The organism is Microbulbifer thermotolerans (assembly GCF_900112305.1).
GTDB classification, from domain to species: domain Bacteria; phylum Pseudomonadota; class Gammaproteobacteria; order Pseudomonadales; family Cellvibrionaceae; genus Microbulbifer; species Microbulbifer thermotolerans.
The window spans coordinates 207,458-223,180 of sequence record NZ_FOKT01000007.1; the positions used below are offsets into that span (position 1 = coordinate 207,458).

General features: G+C 58.3%; 15 protein-coding genes. 8 read left to right on the forward strand and 7 right to left on the reverse strand.

Annotation, left to right across the window (positions count from 1 at the left end; translation table 11 throughout):
* Position 1: 1 nt before the first annotated feature.
* Positions 2–1,120 (reverse strand): efflux RND transporter periplasmic adaptor subunit, encoded by a 1,119-nt coding sequence (locus BM155_RS12925; RefSeq protein ID WP_074903566.1) that lies wholly within the window; start codon positions 1,118–1,120, stop codon positions 2–4.
* Positions 1,121–1,236: 116 nt separating this feature from the next.
* Between BM155_RS12925 and BM155_RS12930 the strand changes: the two genes are divergently transcribed.
* Positions 1,237–1,866: a TetR/AcrR family transcriptional regulator gene (locus BM155_RS12930; protein WP_067151677.1), complete on the forward strand. Its 630-nt coding sequence runs from the start codon at positions 1,237–1,239 to the stop codon at positions 1,864–1,866.
* A gap of 45 nt (positions 1,867–1,911) precedes the next feature.
* Here BM155_RS12930 and BM155_RS12935 read toward each other — a convergent pair whose 3' ends face one another.
* The 4 genes from BM155_RS12935 to BM155_RS12950 form a co-directional block, all read right to left on the reverse strand.
* A complete protein-coding gene (locus BM155_RS12935; protein ID WP_067151680.1) occupies positions 1,912–2,673 on the reverse strand; it encodes an ABC transporter permease in 762 nt (253 codons plus the stop codon).
* Positions 2,670–3,635: an ABC transporter ATP-binding protein gene (locus BM155_RS12940; protein WP_067157387.1), complete on the reverse strand. Its 966-nt coding sequence runs from the start codon at positions 3,633–3,635 to the stop codon at positions 2,670–2,672. The genes BM155_RS12935 and BM155_RS12940 overlap by 4 nt, the downstream gene beginning before the upstream one ends.
* A 370-nt stretch (positions 3,636–4,005) precedes the next feature.
* Complete coding sequence (locus BM155_RS12945; protein WP_074903568.1) at positions 4,006–5,229, reverse strand: MFS transporter; 1,224 nt, start codon at positions 5,227–5,229, stop codon at positions 4,006–4,008.
* The gene (locus tag BM155_RS12950; RefSeq protein WP_067151685.1) at positions 5,226–5,765 is read right to left on the reverse strand and encodes an NADPH-dependent FMN reductase; all 540 of its coding nucleotides are present in this window, start codon (positions 5,763–5,765) and stop codon (positions 5,226–5,228) included. Before BM155_RS12950 ends, BM155_RS12945 begins: the two co-directional genes overlap by 4 nt.
* A 162-nt stretch (positions 5,766–5,927) precedes the next feature.
* Here BM155_RS12950 and soxR point away from each other — a divergent pair, with 162 nt between their 5' ends.
* Positions 5,928–6,365 (forward strand): redox-sensitive transcriptional activator SoxR, encoded by a 438-nt coding sequence (gene soxR, locus BM155_RS12955; protein ID WP_269454581.1) that lies wholly within the window; start codon positions 5,928–5,930, stop codon positions 6,363–6,365.
* Between the two features lies 1 nt (position 6,366).
* On the opposite strand, the gene BM155_RS12960 is transcribed toward soxR, so the two are convergent.
* The gene (locus tag BM155_RS12960) at positions 6,367–6,786 is read right to left on the reverse strand and encodes a VOC family protein (RefSeq protein ID WP_074903570.1); all 420 of its coding nucleotides are present in this window, start codon (positions 6,784–6,786) and stop codon (positions 6,367–6,369) included.
* A gap of 659 nt (positions 6,787–7,445) precedes the next feature.
* On the opposite strand from BM155_RS12960, the gene BM155_RS12965 reads away from it, so the two are divergent.
* From BM155_RS12965 to BM155_RS12980, 4 genes are all read left to right on the forward strand, one after another.
* Positions 7,446–8,993 (forward strand): Re/Si-specific NAD(P)(+) transhydrogenase subunit alpha, encoded by a 1,548-nt coding sequence (locus BM155_RS12965; protein ID WP_175487799.1) that lies wholly within the window; start codon positions 7,446–7,448, stop codon positions 8,991–8,993.
* A 15-nt stretch (positions 8,994–9,008) separates the two neighbouring features.
* Complete coding sequence (gene pntB, locus BM155_RS12970) at positions 9,009–10,427, forward strand: Re/Si-specific NAD(P)(+) transhydrogenase subunit beta (protein ID WP_067151703.1); 1,419 nt, start codon at positions 9,009–9,011, stop codon at positions 10,425–10,427.
* 100 nt (positions 10,428–10,527) lie between these two features.
* Positions 10,528–12,057 (forward strand): S41 family peptidase, encoded by a 1,530-nt coding sequence (locus BM155_RS12975; protein ID WP_074903573.1) that lies wholly within the window; start codon positions 10,528–10,530, stop codon positions 12,055–12,057.
* A gap of 4 nt (positions 12,058–12,061) precedes the next feature.
* Positions 12,062–12,445 (forward strand): hypothetical protein, encoded by a 384-nt coding sequence (locus BM155_RS12980; protein WP_067151709.1) that lies wholly within the window; start codon positions 12,062–12,064, stop codon positions 12,443–12,445.
* Positions 12,446–12,520: 75 nt separating this feature from the next.
* Here BM155_RS12980 and yhbY read toward each other — a convergent pair whose 3' ends face one another.
* Complete coding sequence (gene yhbY, locus BM155_RS12985; RefSeq protein ID WP_067151712.1) at positions 12,521–12,823, reverse strand: ribosome assembly RNA-binding protein YhbY; 303 nt, start codon at positions 12,821–12,823, stop codon at positions 12,521–12,523.
* A gap of 122 nt (positions 12,824–12,945) precedes the next feature.
* Between yhbY and rlmE the strand changes: the two genes are divergently transcribed.
* Entirely contained in the window at positions 12,946–13,566 is a 621-nt protein-coding gene (gene rlmE / locus BM155_RS12990) for a 23S rRNA (uridine(2552)-2'-O)-methyltransferase RlmE (RefSeq protein WP_067151715.1), read from the forward strand.
* A gap of 164 nt (positions 13,567–13,730) precedes the next feature.
* The gene (ftsH, locus tag BM155_RS12995) at positions 13,731–15,632 is read left to right on the forward strand and encodes an ATP-dependent zinc metalloprotease FtsH (protein ID WP_067151718.1); all 1,902 of its coding nucleotides are present in this window, start codon (positions 13,731–13,733) and stop codon (positions 15,630–15,632) included.
* Positions 15,633–15,723 lie beyond the last annotated feature (91 nt).

The following is a 15,723-nucleotide window of genomic DNA, read 5'->3' on the forward strand; positions in this document are numbered from 1 at the left end:
GTTATTCCTGATGTGCCAGTTTGCGGTCGAGATCGATGGGGCGGTTCATCCGGTCCACCGGGCGAATCCGCTGTCCCTCCCGCACCAGGTGAGTGCCGGCGGCCAACACCCACTCATCGGGGCCGAGCCCGCTCAATATCGGCACAGTTTCCTCGCCGTAGGGGCCGAGGGTTACCAGTCTTTTGTGCAGCGTCTGCTGCAGTGGGTCCAACACCCAGACGTAGGGCTGGCCGTTGTCGGCGGTGACTGCGGACAAGGGGACAGAGACGGTGCCGCTGGCGGCATCGCTGTCTACGAATACCCGGGCACTTTGCCCCAGTTCCGCGCCCACTTCGCGGTTGTCGAAGGCCACCCGCGCCTCGAAGGTGCGGGATGTGGTATCGGCGGCCGGGGATATTTCGCGGATGCGCGCCGGGAAAAAATTTCCGGGCCGGGACCAGAGTTCCACCGCCAGCACCTGGCCCACTTCGAAGTGGCCGATATCCTGCTCTGGCAGATCGATGCGTACTTCGCGGTCGCCATCCGCGGCCAGTGTGAAGACCGTCTGTCCGGCGGCCACCACCTGTCCTGATTCAGCCAGGCGCCGGGCGATAACACCATCTTGAGGGGCTTTTAATATCGCGTATTTGGCCTGGTTACGCGCCACATCCAGCTGTGCCTGCGCCTGCTCGAGTCGGGCGGCACTGGCCTCGAAGCGGCTTTCCACTGTGTCGAATTGGGAACGGCTGATTAGCTGCTTACTTAGCAGCTTTTGGTAGCGGGTCAGCTCGTTTTTGGCCAGACGGTGGTCCGCTTCAGCGGAAGAGAGCTGTGCGCGGGCGCTGTCCAGTTGCAGGTGCAGGTCTTTGGCGTCCAGCTCCGCCAGCGGCTGGCCCTTTTTGACTCTGTCTCCCACGTCCACAAGCCGCCGGCTGATTTTGCCGCCGATACGGAAAGAGAGTGCTGGCTCGTAGCGAGCGTGGATCTCGCCCGGGTAGATATCCCGCTGCGCTCCGGCGGTCTGCGGTTGCACCATCACCGCCGGGCGCGGTTTATCTTCTCCTTCCTTGGGATCTTGCGGTGTGCAAGCTGCCAGTGCCAGGCAAAACGGAAGCGCGGCGATCACAAGCGGTCGGAACATAGTCAGAACCCTTCCCGAGTGCAAAGGCGTGAAAACGGGCGCCGGAGTGACCGGCAATGCTATACTGGCCAGTATAGTAAATTTAGTAAACTGTCGAGTCTAGTATTAGTAGATCCATGCCAGAACCGATTTCTGCCCCTGTGCCTCGGGGCCGCCCCAAGGACCCGGCCAAACGCCGGGCAATTCTCGAAGCGGCCAAGGGGCTGTTTTTGACCCAAGGCTTTGCCGGCACCAGTATGGATGCGGTGGCCTCCGCTGCGGGGGTGTCCAAGCTCACGGTCTACAGCCACTTTTCCGATAAGGAGACGCTCTTTACCGCGGCCATTGAGGCCAAGTGCGAAAATCAGATGCCGCTGCCGATCTTTGCTTTGGAGAATGGGGATTCGATTGAGCAGGTACTGACGCGGATAGGTACCGCTTTCTTGTCCCTGGTTGAGGGGGAGGACGCCATCAGCCTGATGCGCATTCTATGTGCGGAATCCTGCCGGGAGATGGCGCAGCTGTATTTGGAGGCAGGGCCCAGGCGCACTCTGAGTGAGATGGAGTCTCTACTCCGCAGGGCGGTGGCGCTGAAGTTGCTACGTGTGGAGAACCCGGCTGCGGCTGCGGATCAGTTCTTCGGTATGTTGATGGGATGTCGGCATATGCAGGTGCTGGTGGATAGTTGTGCACCGCCTAGCGAGTGTGAAATCCGCGAGCGGGTGGATGAGGTGGTGCAGGTTTTTCTGCGCGCCTATGGCCCCTGATTGAATGTGGGGCGGGTAGCGCGCCCGCCCCACAGGATCACTTCTTCAGGTTTTGATCCGGTATCCAGTACGGAAAATCCACCAGACCGCAGTCAGGCAAATCACTAAAAAGATCAATGTCATTCCCAGGCTGACAGCGACATTCACATCCGCCACGCCGTAGAAGGCCCAGCGAAAACCGCTGATCAGGTAGACCACCGGGTTGAAAAGCGTGATTGTGCGCCAGGGATCGGGCAGCATATCAATGGAGTAGAAGGCGCCGCCGAGAAAGGTCAGGGGGGTGATCACCATCAGCGGAATCACTTGCAGTTTCTGGAAGTCGTCCGCCCAGATACCGATGATAAAGCCGAACAGACTAAAGGTCACTGAGGTCAATATCAGGAAGGCGAGTAGCCAAAAGGGGTGGACGATTTCATAGTCGACGAAAAAGCGCGCGGTAACCAGAATCAAACCGCCGAGTATGATCGACTTGCTGGCCGCGGCGCCCACATAGCCGGCGACGATTTCGAAGGCCGATACCGGAGCTGACAATACTTCGTAGATAGTGCCGGAAAATTTCGGAAAGAAAATTCCGAATGAGGCGTTGGAAATACTCTCCGAGAGCAGTGACAGCATAATCAATCCGGGGATGATAAAGGCCCCGTAGCTGACGCCGTCTATCTCTCCCATGCGCGAGCCGATGGCGGCGCCGAAGACAATAAAGTACAGGGAAGTGGAGAGTACCGGGGAAGCGATACTTTGCATCAGGGTGCGCCAGGTGCGCGCCATTTCAAATTGGTAAATGGCTCGAATTCCGTACCAGTTCATCCCTGGGCCTCCTTGGTCAACTGTTCTTCTTTCTCTTTGCGTGCGCCCCGCACCAGACCGACGAAGATCTCCTCGAGGGAGCTCTCGCGTGTGTGCAGATCGCGAAACTCGATATTGGCCTCGTTGAGGCGGCGGAGAAATTCGGCAATGCCCGTATCGCTGCTTTTGATATCGAAGCGGTACACCAGCTGACTGCCGTTGGCGCTCAGGGTCAGAGGCAGATCGGCGAGGGATTCCGGCACCGCCTGCAAGGGTTCCGGCAGGTGCAGGCTCAGTTCCTTCTCTCCCATTTTTTGCATCAATGTGTTTTTTTCTTCGACCAAAACCAGCTCACCGCGGTTGATAACGCCGATTCGGTCGGCCATCTGTTCCGCCTCTTCGATATAGTGGGTGGTGAGGATAATAGTGACCCCTGACTCGCGCAGGCTGTGCACCATTTTCCACATGTCCTGGCGCAGTTCGACATCCACGCCAGCGGTGGGCTCATCCAGGAAGAGTATGCTGGGCTCGTGGGATAGGGCTTTGGCGATCATCACCCGGCGCTTCATGCCGCCGGACAAAGCCATGATCCTGCTGTCTTTCTTTTCCCACAGGGACAACTGGCGCAAGATTTTTTCAATATAGGCCGGGTTTGGGGCTTTGCCGAACAGGCCGCGGCTGAAGTTGACCGTGGTCCAGACACTTTCGAAAGAGTCCGTGGCCAGCTCCTGTGGCACCAAGCCGATCTCGCCGCGCGCGCGCCGGTAGTCGCGCTGGATGTCGAATCCCCCAGCCCGCACAGTGCCGCCGCTCGGGTTGACGATGCCGCAGATGATACTGATCAGTGTGGTCTTGCCGGCCCCGTTCGGTCCCAGCAACGCGAAAATTTCCCCGCGTTGAATCTCCAGGTCGATATTCTTAAGGGCGGTAAAACCACCGGCGTAGGTTTTGTTGAGGCCTTTGACGGAAATTATCGGTTCCACTGTTTCTCCTTCCCGAAAAATAAAATCCTTGGTCGGCTGGCCCGCGCTCCGATCGACAGGCGTAAGTGACAATTTTCCCGGCGATGCCGGACTCCGCATCGGTCTCTGATGCTGTCATAGTATCCCATACGGCGGGTGGTCCCGGCTGAAGTGTTTCCCGCAGCATGGTCGCGGCGCACGGCAATTGCTGACGGTCCCGTATCCTGTTTGCCGGAGAGTTTACTAAGCGTGAATTTTTCCAGGGTAGTCGGTTTCTCCAGCAAAATATCCCGAAAGTGTCCCGGCCTGTATCCATCAGTGCGCATGGATACTTTGGCCGGGTGGGAGGCGCGGGCAAGCCAATGCGCGCTTCCCCGCTGGCGTATGCTGGTTATTGCCTCAAAATTGGCCGGGATGGACTGCTGAAAAGAGGCCGCAGTGCGGCAGCGAGAGCAGCTGAAGCCGCAAGCAGGAGCAGCAGTCCGGCGGCGGCAAAGCAGCCGGAAAGTCCCAGGTAGTGGCTGCTCGGTTGGCTTGCGAGCGGCGACAGGAACTGGCCGGTAAATATGCTGGCGGTGAGTCCGCCGGATATGCGGCCGCGCATTTTCTGCGGCGCGAGTTGAATGGCGCCGGAAAAAAGATGTGGCATAAGCGATCCCATTCCGACGCCGAACACGCAGGTTGCCGCCAGGATTGCGGTCAAGGCATTCGCGGATGAGATCAAAAACATGCCGCTTGCCATAAAGATGAAACAAAAGGCGAATACGCCAGCGAATCCCAGTTTTGCACGGATGCGGTGATAGAGAAAGAGGGATGACAGTGCGCCCATCAGGTTGCCGCCGGCAATGGCCAAACCCGTGAGGCTCGGTTGTTCAACGCCGATCTCCCGTAGCAAAAAGGGCAGCTGGGTCGGTATCAGATAAAAAGTCAGGCTGTTGAGTAGCCCTGTGGCAAAGATCGTCCCCAGCAGCAGGTAGGGTACAGTGTCCGAGGAAGGTGAAACCTCAACAGCGCGGGCTTTGTGTGTCGGCGCCTTAAGGTAGAGTAGCGCCGCCGGCAGCAGGATTAGGGCAACTCCGTAAATGGCGAAGGGGGCGCGCCAGTGCAGGTCTGCGAGCCACCCTCCGCCGATCAGAAACAGCACGCCGCCGAAACTGACAAAAGCGCTCTGCTGACTCATGTATTTTTCCCGCTCGCGGCCGCTGAAGTAATCCCCCACCAGTGCGGTTATGGAAGTCATGATCCCCGCAACTGATACCCCCAATAGCGCGCGACCGGCGAGAATGGCGGAGAGACTGTCGGCCACCAGGCCGGAAAGACCGGCCAGCCCGTAGAGCAGGACGGATACCATTAAAATTCCCATGCGCCCGAAACGGTCACAAATCGCACCCGCCACCGGGGCGCAGAGAGCGATAAACAGTGCCGGCAGGGTCAACACCAGCCGGCTCAGCAGCTGGCTGTCCGCATGATTGGCAAAGTGGGCCTGCAGTGCCGGGAGGGAAGGCGCTATGGTCGCTCCGGACATAATTGTCAGCGCCGCCAGGCACAGGAGCGTGGCGCGGCGCAGCGGGGAGACCGGCGGCACCTCACCCGCGGGCGGGGGCACAAAGCTCATGCAAGGATCTCCTCATAGGGGGTTTCCTCGCGGGCTTTGCGCAGGGCCAGGGCCCACCAGCGCAGGTGTGCCAGCATGCGCGCAAGGGATCTCTCCGCGCGTGCCGGTTCCCGCAGACAGCCGCTGTCATCGAACTGCTCCCAAGCGTTGATAAAACTGACGCTGTCCCGCAACGTCACTGTGTGCAGTTCCGCAAAAACCTGGCGCAGCTGCTCCACCGCGCGGGCACCGCCGGAAACGCCCCCGTAACTGACAAACCCCAGGGGTTTGGCTTGCCACTCCGCCTTGGCGGAATCGATGATGGCCTTGAGGGGGGCGGGATAGCCGTGGTTGTATTCCGGGGTGACGACGATAAAGGCATCGGCTGCGTCGAGGATTGTGTGGGTATCGGTGGCTTTGTCCGCGGGGTCGATAAAGCGCACGCGCTTGTAGCCGCTGCGCTCCAGTTGGCCCGCCAACCAGTTGACCACCGTGTCGCAGAAGCGACCTTCGCGGTCACTGCCATAGATAACAGCCAGATGAAGATTATTGCTCATAGTGACTTTTCCCGTGGTTGCAATCGAACGGCGCGCAGTGTAAAAGCTCAACTTAACTTGAGGTCAATGGCCGCCGATGCGCGGCTTTATGAATATTCACTATGGTGGAAATTGCGGCTGGCTATGAGTAAGTGTGGTGATAGATTGCACAGGGAATTGTCCGTGGGGGAAGTCGCGGCGCGCAGTGGGTTGGCGGTTTCCACCCTGCATTTTTATGAAAGCAAGGGGCTGATTAGCAGCTGGCGCACCGCCGGTAATCAGCGGCGCTACTCTCGTGATGTTTTGCGGCGGGTGGGGATTATCAAGGTGGCGCAGAGCACCGGTATTCCGCTTGCGGAGATACGCGCGGCGCTGGATACCCTGCCGAATGGCCGCACGCCCAATGCGAAAGACTGGGCGCGGCTGTCGGCGCGCTGGTGCGAGGATCTCGACAGGCGTATCGAGCAGCTGACATTGCTGCGCAACCGGCTGGAGGAGTGTATCGGTTGCGGCTGCCTGTCGATGGACAGTTGCCCGTTGCGCAACCCGGGCGATGTTGCGGCGGAGGAGGGCAGTGGTCCCCAGTATTTGGATGTCGGCCGGTGGGCCCGGCGCGAATGAATCAGCGTTTCCCTTGGGGCCAAGGTGGCCCCTTCAATTCCACCACATTGTTTTCCGGGTCGGAGATATAAATCGAAGGGCCTTCCCCCTCGGCTCCGTAACGGGATTCCACGGGGCCTGCGTCCACGCCATTGTCGCGTAGGTAGGTGGTGATTTCCTCGGCGTCAAAGGGATCTATACGCAGGCAAAGATGGTCCAGGTTACGCCCCTCTGCACCAGGTGCGGCACCGCCGGCGCGCCCCAGTTTCTGATCGACGGGGATCAGGTCGATCAGGCTGCTGCCCGCGCGCAATTGGTACAGGCCGATTTCTTTTTGCGCGCGCTCCACAGTACAGCCGAGAATGTTCGTGTAGAAATCCAGCATCGGTTGCAGTTCTTTTATACGCAGCACGATATGATCGATCTGTTGAATTTTCAGCATCGTTTTTATCGAAAATTTCTGGAATAAGGAGCCGCCGATAAATGCGCCTCCAAAGTTGCGCGCTACACTGTATTCGGCGGCTTATTGGCATATCCTATCACCTGAGCTTTATGTTTGCCTGCGAAATACTGGAGTGTCTCGGCAGCGAATTGCTTGGCGCTTCTCTAAGGAACCTCTGATTAATTCGCGTGGACACTATGGTAGCTTCCGGGGCGCTCAGGCAATAGGGCGGACATTTCGAAAACGCACGAGTACTTCCTTGTAGCTCCGACGGATACATCCCTGTATCCGACGGTTTCAAAATGCCCGTCCTATCACCTGAGCTTCACATCCGCCCCCGAAGCGCCTCTGCCACCAGAAAGTGACTTAATCAGAGGTTCCCTAATTTTCGTAGGGGCTGTCTATACCCTATTTGTCTGTGCAAAAAATTAGACAAGTGGTTTCTTTTGCAACGTTCTTGCCGTAAAAAACATCGATTATTTCAGGCTAAGAACGTTATAGAAGAACTTAATCGCTGCTACCGCCCTCCGCCTCTTTTCATCTTGCGTCAGCAGGTTTACACTCGGCTTTCTTACCAATTGGTCAGACCAAAAGTAACAGAGGTAACTATAGCGGTAGATTAGTTATCCAAATAACAGCAATTGTGAGGGAGCATAGCGGTGATCATAGCCATTCCAAGAGAGACCGCACCAGGGGAGGCGCGTGTAGCGGCGACGCCTCAAAGTGTAAAGCGTTTGCGCGAACTGGGTTTTTCCGTCGTGGTGGAAAAGGGCGCCGGTACACGGGCCTCTTTTACTGATGAGGCCTATATAGAGGCCGGCGCCGAAGTTCGCGGGGATATCAAACAGTGTCTGGAGGGTGCCGGTTTGGTGCTTAAGGTTCAGGCACCTACGGACGAAGAACTGGCGCTGATTCCAGAAGGCGCAACCCTGGTCGCTTTTCTTAAACCGGCGCAGAACGCGGAGCTGCTGCAGAAACTGGCCGATAAAAAAATCAATGCTCTGGCTGTGGAATCCATTCCGAGGATTTCCCGCGCGCAGAAGATGGACGCGCTCAGCTCCATGGCCAATATTGCCGGCTACCGCGCGGTCATCGAGGCGGCACACAACTTCGGTCGCTTCTTTACCGGGCAGATTACCGCCGCTGGCAGGATACCGCCGGCCAAGGTCTTGGTAATCGGTGCCGGTGTTGCCGGCCTGTCCGCGATCGGCACTGCCAAGAGCATGGGCGCCGTAGTGCGTGCTTTTGACACCCGCGCCGAGGTGCGCGAGCAGGTGGAATCCATGGGTGCCGAGTTCCTCACTGTGGATATCGAGGAAGAGGGTTCGGGTACTGGCGGCTACGCCAAGGAAATGTCCAAGGAGTTTATCGAAGCGGAAATGGCGCTTTTCCGCGAACAGGCAAAGGAAGTGGATATCGTCATTACCACCGCGCTGATTCCCGGCAAGCCCGCGCCCAAACTGTGGCTCGCCGATATGGTCGACAGTATGGCCGAGGGCTCAGTGGTGGTGGATTTGGCTGCTGAGATGGGCGGCAACTGTGATTACACCGTGGCCGATGAGAAGGTCGTCAAAAACGGTGTGACCATTATCGGCTACACCAATTTGCCGAGCCGTGCCGCCACCCAATCCTCCAGTCTCTACGCTACTAACCTGGCGCACTTGCTGAGCGATCTCACCCCGGAAAAAAACGGCGAGATCAATATCAACTTTGACGACGAGGTTATTCGCGGTGCCACTGTGGTCAAGAGTGGTGAGATCACCTGGCCGCCGCCCCCGCCGAAAATTACCGCGCAGCCAAAACCGGTAGAAAAGAAACCTGAACCGCAGGTGGCAGTGGAGGCGGAAAAACCGAAGAAGAAATCGCCGCTTTCCATTCTGGCGTTCTGGGCGGTGGCCGGTGCCCTGCTACTGTGGCTTGGCCGCGTGGCGCCGGCGGAGTTTGTATCCCATTTCACCGTTTTTGTACTGTCGATTTTCGTCGGCTGGCAGGTGATCTGGAATGTGACCCACGCATTGCACACGCCGCTGATGAGTGTAACCAACGCGATCTCCGGTATCGTCATTGTCGGCGCGCTGTTACAGGTCGGCGCGACGGGTTCGTGGTTGGTGACACTGCTGGCGTTTGTCGGTGTTCTGGTGGCCAGTATCAATATCTTTGGTGGCTTTTTTGTCACCTATCGCATGCTGAAAATGTTCCGGCGCTAAGGGAGGAGAAAAGTGATGAACGGTATGATTTCCATGGCTTATCTCTTCTCCGCGGTGATGTTTATTCTCAGCCTCGGGGGCCTCTCCAGCCACGAAACCGCGCGGCGCGGCAACCTATACGGCATGGTGGGGATGATTGTGGCCATCGGGGCCACTGTGGCCGGTATCGCCGCTGGCGCTTATTGGCTGGTGGCCATCGCCATGGCAGTGGGAGCGGTAATTGGCCTCACACTGGCCAAGCGCGTGGCCATGACACAGATGCCGCAGATGGTGGCGTTGCTGCACAGTTTTGTCGGGCTGGCCGCGGTGCTGATCGGTTGGGGCGGCTTTCTGGATCCGCGGGTATCCCTGACTGGCGCCGCGCACTTGGTACATAACACCGAGATCTATCTGGGGATCTTTATCGGGGCAATTACACTGACCGGTTCTCTGGTGGCTTTCGGGAAATTGCAGGGATTGATTTCCGGCAAGCCGTTGATGCTGCCCGCGCGCCACTGGCTGAATCTGGCCGCGATTCTCGCCTGTGTGGTCTTGGGTGCACTGTTTATTCCCTCTGATCTCAATCCGGGCACGGTGATCAATCTGTTGATCATGACCTCCATTGCCCTGCTGCTCGGCATCCACCTGATTGCGGCGATCGGCGGCGCCGATATGCCAGTGGTGATCTCGATGCTGAACAGCTACTCCGGATGGGCGGCCGCGGCCACCGGCTTTATGCTCAGCAATGATCTGTTGATTGTGGTTGGCGCTCTGGTCGGCTCCTCCGGTGCCATCCTCAGTTACATCATGTGTCGCGGCATGAACCGCTCTTTTATCAGCGTAATTTTGGGCGGTTTTGGCTCCGATGGTGGCGAAGTGGCCGAGGGCGAGATAGAAGGCGAGGCAGTGGCGACCAGTTACGACGAACTGGCAGCGGACCTGGAAAGCGCGCGCAGCGTCATCATAGTGCCCGGTTTTGGTATGGCCGTGGCCCACGCGCAGCAGGCGGTCAGCGATCTGACCGACAGGCTGCGCAAGCAGGGCAAGACAGTGCGTTTCGGTATACACCCGGTGGCGGGCCGCCTGCCCGGGCACATGAATGTACTGCTGGCGGAGGCCAACGTGCCCTACGATATCGTTCTGGAAATGGAAGAAATCAACGATGACTTCCCCGATACCGATCTGGTGCTGGTAATCGGAGCCAACGATACCGTTAACCCGGACGCAGTGGAAAAGCCCGGATCTCCTATCGCCGGCATGCCGGTATTGGAGGTGTGGAAGGCCGGCAAGGTGGTGATCCTGAAACGCTCCATGGCTTCCGGTTACGCGGGCGTCGCCAACCCGCTGTTTTACAAGGAAAATGCGCGCATGTTGTTCGGTGATGCCAAGGAGAGCCTGCAGGCCGTGCTGGCAAAACTGAGCAAGGCCGGGCAGCCGGTTGCGGCTGAGGCGTAGTTCACAGATCACACCAAGCCACATGTGTTCTGTCGAACAAAACCGTTGGCGGTGATAACCTCTTTGGCTCCAATAACATATAAAACAAGGAGCTTGTTGTATGGGGGGGACCCGCCGACATCTATTTATATGCGTTTTCCTCACCCTCAGTGCGATCCAGCTCTCCGCCTGTAGTAGCGGCGGAGGCGGTGGGGATGACGCAGGGCATGATGACCAGCCCTCCGCTTGGCAGCCAGGTGTTTTCTTGCCGTCGGATGAGTTCGCCAACCAGTGCAGTTCGGCACTGTGGGAAAACAATTGGCTGCGTTCATGGAGTCACGAGACTTATCTCTGGTACGACGAGATAGAAGATCGGGACCCGGCTGGCTATGCAGATCCCACCGAGTATTTTGCGCTGCTTAAAACCGAGGGGTATACACCTTCCGGCAGCAAAAAAGACAATTTCCATTACTCAATGCCTACGGCCGAATGGAACCAGCAATCCGAGTCTGGCGTCTCTGTGGGGTACGGCTTTCAATGGGCGGTGTTCAACAGCAACCCCGAGCAGGTGTATGCCGCTTATAGCGACAGTGAAGAGTGGCCCGCCGAGGTGGCGCGGGGTATGCGCGTGGTACGTATTGGCGATGTCTATATGTCGCAGGTGAGTTCCCAGGCGGATATCGACTTTATCAACAATGCCCTCTGGCCATCCGCCGCGGGGGACACTCACGAATTTGAATTCGAACGCGGGGACGGGACGCTTTATACCGTCGAACTGACAGCGGCCAATGTAGTGTCAGACCCAGTGCCTAAGGTAGATGTGCTTGAAGGCTCCGGCGGTGAGCGGGTGGGCTATCTGCTGTTCAACGATCATATCGGCACTGCGGAGAAAGCCCTGCGCGATGCGGTCACGCAATTGCGGCAACAAAGCATAGACGAGTTGGTACTGGATCTGCGTTACAACGGTGGCGGATATCTGGCCATCGCCAGTCAGCTCGCCTATATGATCGCGGGGCCCGAGCGCACCGAGGGCAAAACTTTTGAACTGATGCAGTTCAACGACCAGCATCCCACCCACGACCCGGTTACCGGTGAGCCGCTGGAGCCGATTCCCTTTATTGATGTGACTCTGGGCGAGTGGGAACTGCCGGGCAATCAGTCGCTGCCGAGCCTGAACCTGGAGCGGGTTTTTGTGCTCGCCGGCCCCAATACCTGTTCTGCCAGCGAGGCGATTATCAACAGTCTGCGTGGCGTGAATGTGAAAGTGGTGTTAATCGGCTCTCAGACCTGCGGCAAGCCCTATGGCTTTTATCCCACCGATAACTGTGGCACCACTTGGTTTACTATCCAGTTCAAGGGGGTCAACGACAAGGGCTTCGGTGAATACTCCGACGGTTTCGCGCCGAGTAGTTATGACGATGGCTATGCACTGGTGAAGGGCTGTGAGGTTGCCGACGACTTCTCACATCCCCTGGGCGACGAGAACGAAGGCCGCCTGGCAGTGGCGCTGAACTATATTGCCGATGGTCAGTGTGAAACCTCCGCCGCTGCGGGCTTTGTCGCCCAGCCGCAATTGGGCGTGATGTTCTCGGACGGCAAGGTAGTCAAACCCGCTTGGCGGCAAAACCGTATTGTGACCCTTGGTAGGTGAGTCTATGAAAAAAGCCAATTGGGCAATTTTGCCGCTGGTGTTATCGCTCGGAGCCTGTAGCTCGCCCCCAGCGGTGGGTGACGATACGCCCGCGCTCCTGGCCGCCGCCACGCCGGAGGCTCGCGAAGAGCTGCAGCGCCTGGTCAGTGAGGCATTGGGCGGTGCCGATGTGGTCCTGTCGAAAGAGGTGTTGACGCGGGAGAGTGCGCTCATTATCGAGCGCAATCCTCCGCAAGACTTGCGTCAACGCCCTTTGCAGGGGCGTAATCTGGAGTCGCCGGAAAAATTCCGCCTATTGCTTAGCGGCGGCAGATGTTGGCTTGAGCGGGCAAAGAATGGGCAGCGTTGGGAACTGCTGAAAGCGGAGTGTGTGCCTGCCTCGGGCTGAAAGTCGCCCGGCTTCGCCGTCTCCCAGTGGCGTCAGTCTAGGCGCGAGCTGGGAAGCGGCGGGGGAGGCAATCAGTCAACGCAGCAGGTTGGACAGGCGAGGATCGGGCTTTTCCGCCTGGCGGTAGATCAGCGCTATTTTGCCGATTTCCTGCACCAACTCGGCGCCGCTCTGCTCGCAGAGCTGGCCGATAACCTGGTGGCGCAGTTCCCTGTCCGCGATCATCAGCTTGACCTTGATCAGTTCGTGGTCCTCCAGCGCCCGGTTCAGCTCCTCCATGACGCCCTCACTGAGTCCCTTGCCAGCGACGGTGACCACCGGTTTGAGATTGTGGCCCAGGCTGCGCAGGGCTTTTTTGCGGTCGGGGGTTAAAGGCATACAATACTCCGATATTCGATATCAATTGTAGGAGCGGCCCGGAGCTGTGATCTCACCGGTAACCGGTACTGATCACGGCCCCGGGCCGCCCCTATGAAAAAACTTAGGAAGTATTCTACCCGATGGGCCGATCCAAAAGCAGCCACCGCTGGTTGCGTGAACATTTTAATGACCAGTACGTCAAACAATCCCAGAAGGAGGGTTACCGCTCCCGCGCCAGCTACAAGCTGCTGGAACTGCAGAAAAAAGACCGGCTGTTCAAACCCGGTATGACCGTCGTGGACCTGGGAGCGGCACCGGGTGGCTGGTCCCAGGTGGCGGCGGAGCTGGTGGGGCACAAGGGCAGGGTACTGGCCTCTGACATTCTGCCGATGGATGCGCTGCCGGGCGTCGAGTTCGTGCAGGGGGATTTTACCGAGGAGTCGGTACTCAACCAGCTGCTGGATTGCCTCGGCGACGACAAGGCAGACCTTGTGATTTCGGATATGGCCCCCAATATGAGTGGAGTGCGCGATGTGGATCAGCCGGCCTCCATGTATCTGGTGGAACTAGCGGTGGATATGGCGCGCCAAGTACTGAAGCCCGGCGGCGTATTCGTTGCCAAGGTGTTCCAGGGCGAGGGGTTTGATCAGCTGATCCGAGACCTGCGCGGCAGCTACAACAGTGTTGTCACCCGTAAGCCCGATGCGTCCAGACCCCGCTCGCGCGAGGTCTATGTGGTGGCGCGGGGCTTCAAAGGCTGATAAAAACGCCAGTGTGGTATCCGGGTCATTTCTGACCAATGCCCCTGATATGGTATAAGCATGATCCGCGCCGCGGCATCTGTGCCGGGTCGCGGGGATTCCAGGCTAGACTGGTGTGAACGGATTTTGAGAGCGAAAGCGAGAGGGCTATCCCTTTGAATGACATGGCAAAAAACCTTGTACTGTGGTTAATCATCGCGGCGGTACTGCTGATGGTGTTCCAGAACTTTAAACCGCAGTCACGGGACGAGGCCCTCAGCTATTCCGACTTTGTCCAGGATGTGCAGTCGGGCCAGGTGAAGAGCGTGGTTGTGGACGGTCTGGTCATTACCGGTGAAAAGGCCGATGGCAGCCGCTTCAAGACCATACAGCCGCAGATCATTGATGATGAACTGACCAACGAGCTGGTGCGCAGCAATGTGCAGTTTGTCGGACGGGAGCCGGAATCTCCCAGCATCTGGCAGCAGCTGCTGGTGGCCAGCTTCCCGATTTTGATCATTATCGCGGTCTTTATGTTTTTCATGCGCCAGATGCAGGGCGGTGCCGGTGGTCGTTCCGGCCCTATGGCTTTCGGTAAAAGCAAGGCGCGCCTACTGGGCGAGGATCAGATCAAAACCACCTTTGCCGATGTGGCGGGTGTGGATGAGGCCAAGGAAGAAGTTCAGGAGCTGGTGGAGTTTCTGCGCGATCCATCCAAATTCCAGCGCCTGGGCGGCAATATTCCCCGCGGTGTGCTGATGTGTGGACCGCCCGGTACCGGTAAGACATTGCTCGCCAAAGCGATTGCCGGTGAGGCCAAAGTGCCCTTCTTCTCCATTTCCGGTTCCGATTTTGTGGAAATGTTTGTCGGCGTGGGTGCTTCCCGTGTCCGCGACATGTTCGAGCAAGCCAAGAAGCAAGCTCCTTGCATCATCTTTATTGACGAAATCGATGCTGTGGGTCGCCACCGGGGAGCCGGTGTTGGCGGAGGACACGACGAGCGCGAGCAAACCTTGAACCAATTGCTGGTGGAAATGGACGGCTTTGAGGGCAACGAAGGTGTCATCGTCATCGCCGCCACCAACCGTCCGGATGTGCTCGACAACGCGCTGCTGCGCCCGGGGCGCTTCGACCGCCAGGTGTTCGTCGGCCTGCCGGATATTCGCGGCCGCGAGCAGATTCTCAAGGTGCATATGCGCAAAGTGCCGCTGGATGACAAGGTAAATCCCCAGACGATCGCGCGCGGCACTCCGGGCTTTTCCGGCGCTGACCTGGCCAACCTGGTCAATGAGGCGGCTCTCTTCGCCGCCCGCGCCAACAAGCGCGTGGTGACCATGGATGATTTCGAGCGCGCCCGCGACAAGATCATGATGGGTGCCGAGCGCAAATCCATGGTGATGAACGAGAAGGAGAAGGTGAATACCGCCTATCACGAGGCGGGGCACGCAATTGTTGGCCGGCTGATGCCGGAGCACGATCCGGTGCACAAAGTCACCATTATCCCCCGTGGCCGCGCCCTTGGCGTAACCCAGTTCCTGCCGGAGGAGGATAAGTACAGCCTGTCACGGAGGGCCATTGTCAGCCAGATCTGTTCTCTGTTTGGCGGCCGCATTGCCGAGGAAATGACGCTTGGGGCCGAGGGGATTACCACTGGTGCCTCCAACGATATTGAGAGGGCCACTCAGCTGGCACGCAATATGGTGACCAAGTGGGGGCTGTCAGAAAAACTGGGCCCGCTGCACTACGGCGAGGATGAGAGCGGTCAGCCAGGGCAGGGCAATCCCGTATCCGGCAAAACCTCCGCCGAGATAGATGCGGAAGTGCGCCGTATCATCGACGACTGCTACAGCCGTGCCAAGAAAATCCTGGAGGAGAACCGAGATATTCTTGAGGCGATGAAAGATGCTCTGATGGAATACGAAACGCTGGATGCGGAGCAAGTGGACGACTTGATGGCACGGCGCAAAGTGCGTCCGCCCCACGATTGGCACGACAGCGATTTCGGCTCCGGTGGTGGCAAGCCCAGCGGTGAAGCCGGTAGCGATGAGGCAGAAAAACCCATCGGCGGGCCGGTGTCCGGGCACTGATTACACCCTGGCTTCCAGAGTTTTGAGTAACAGCCCCTCTTCCGGTGACGGTGGAGGGGCTGAGTCGTTATTTCCCCAATACACACCGATA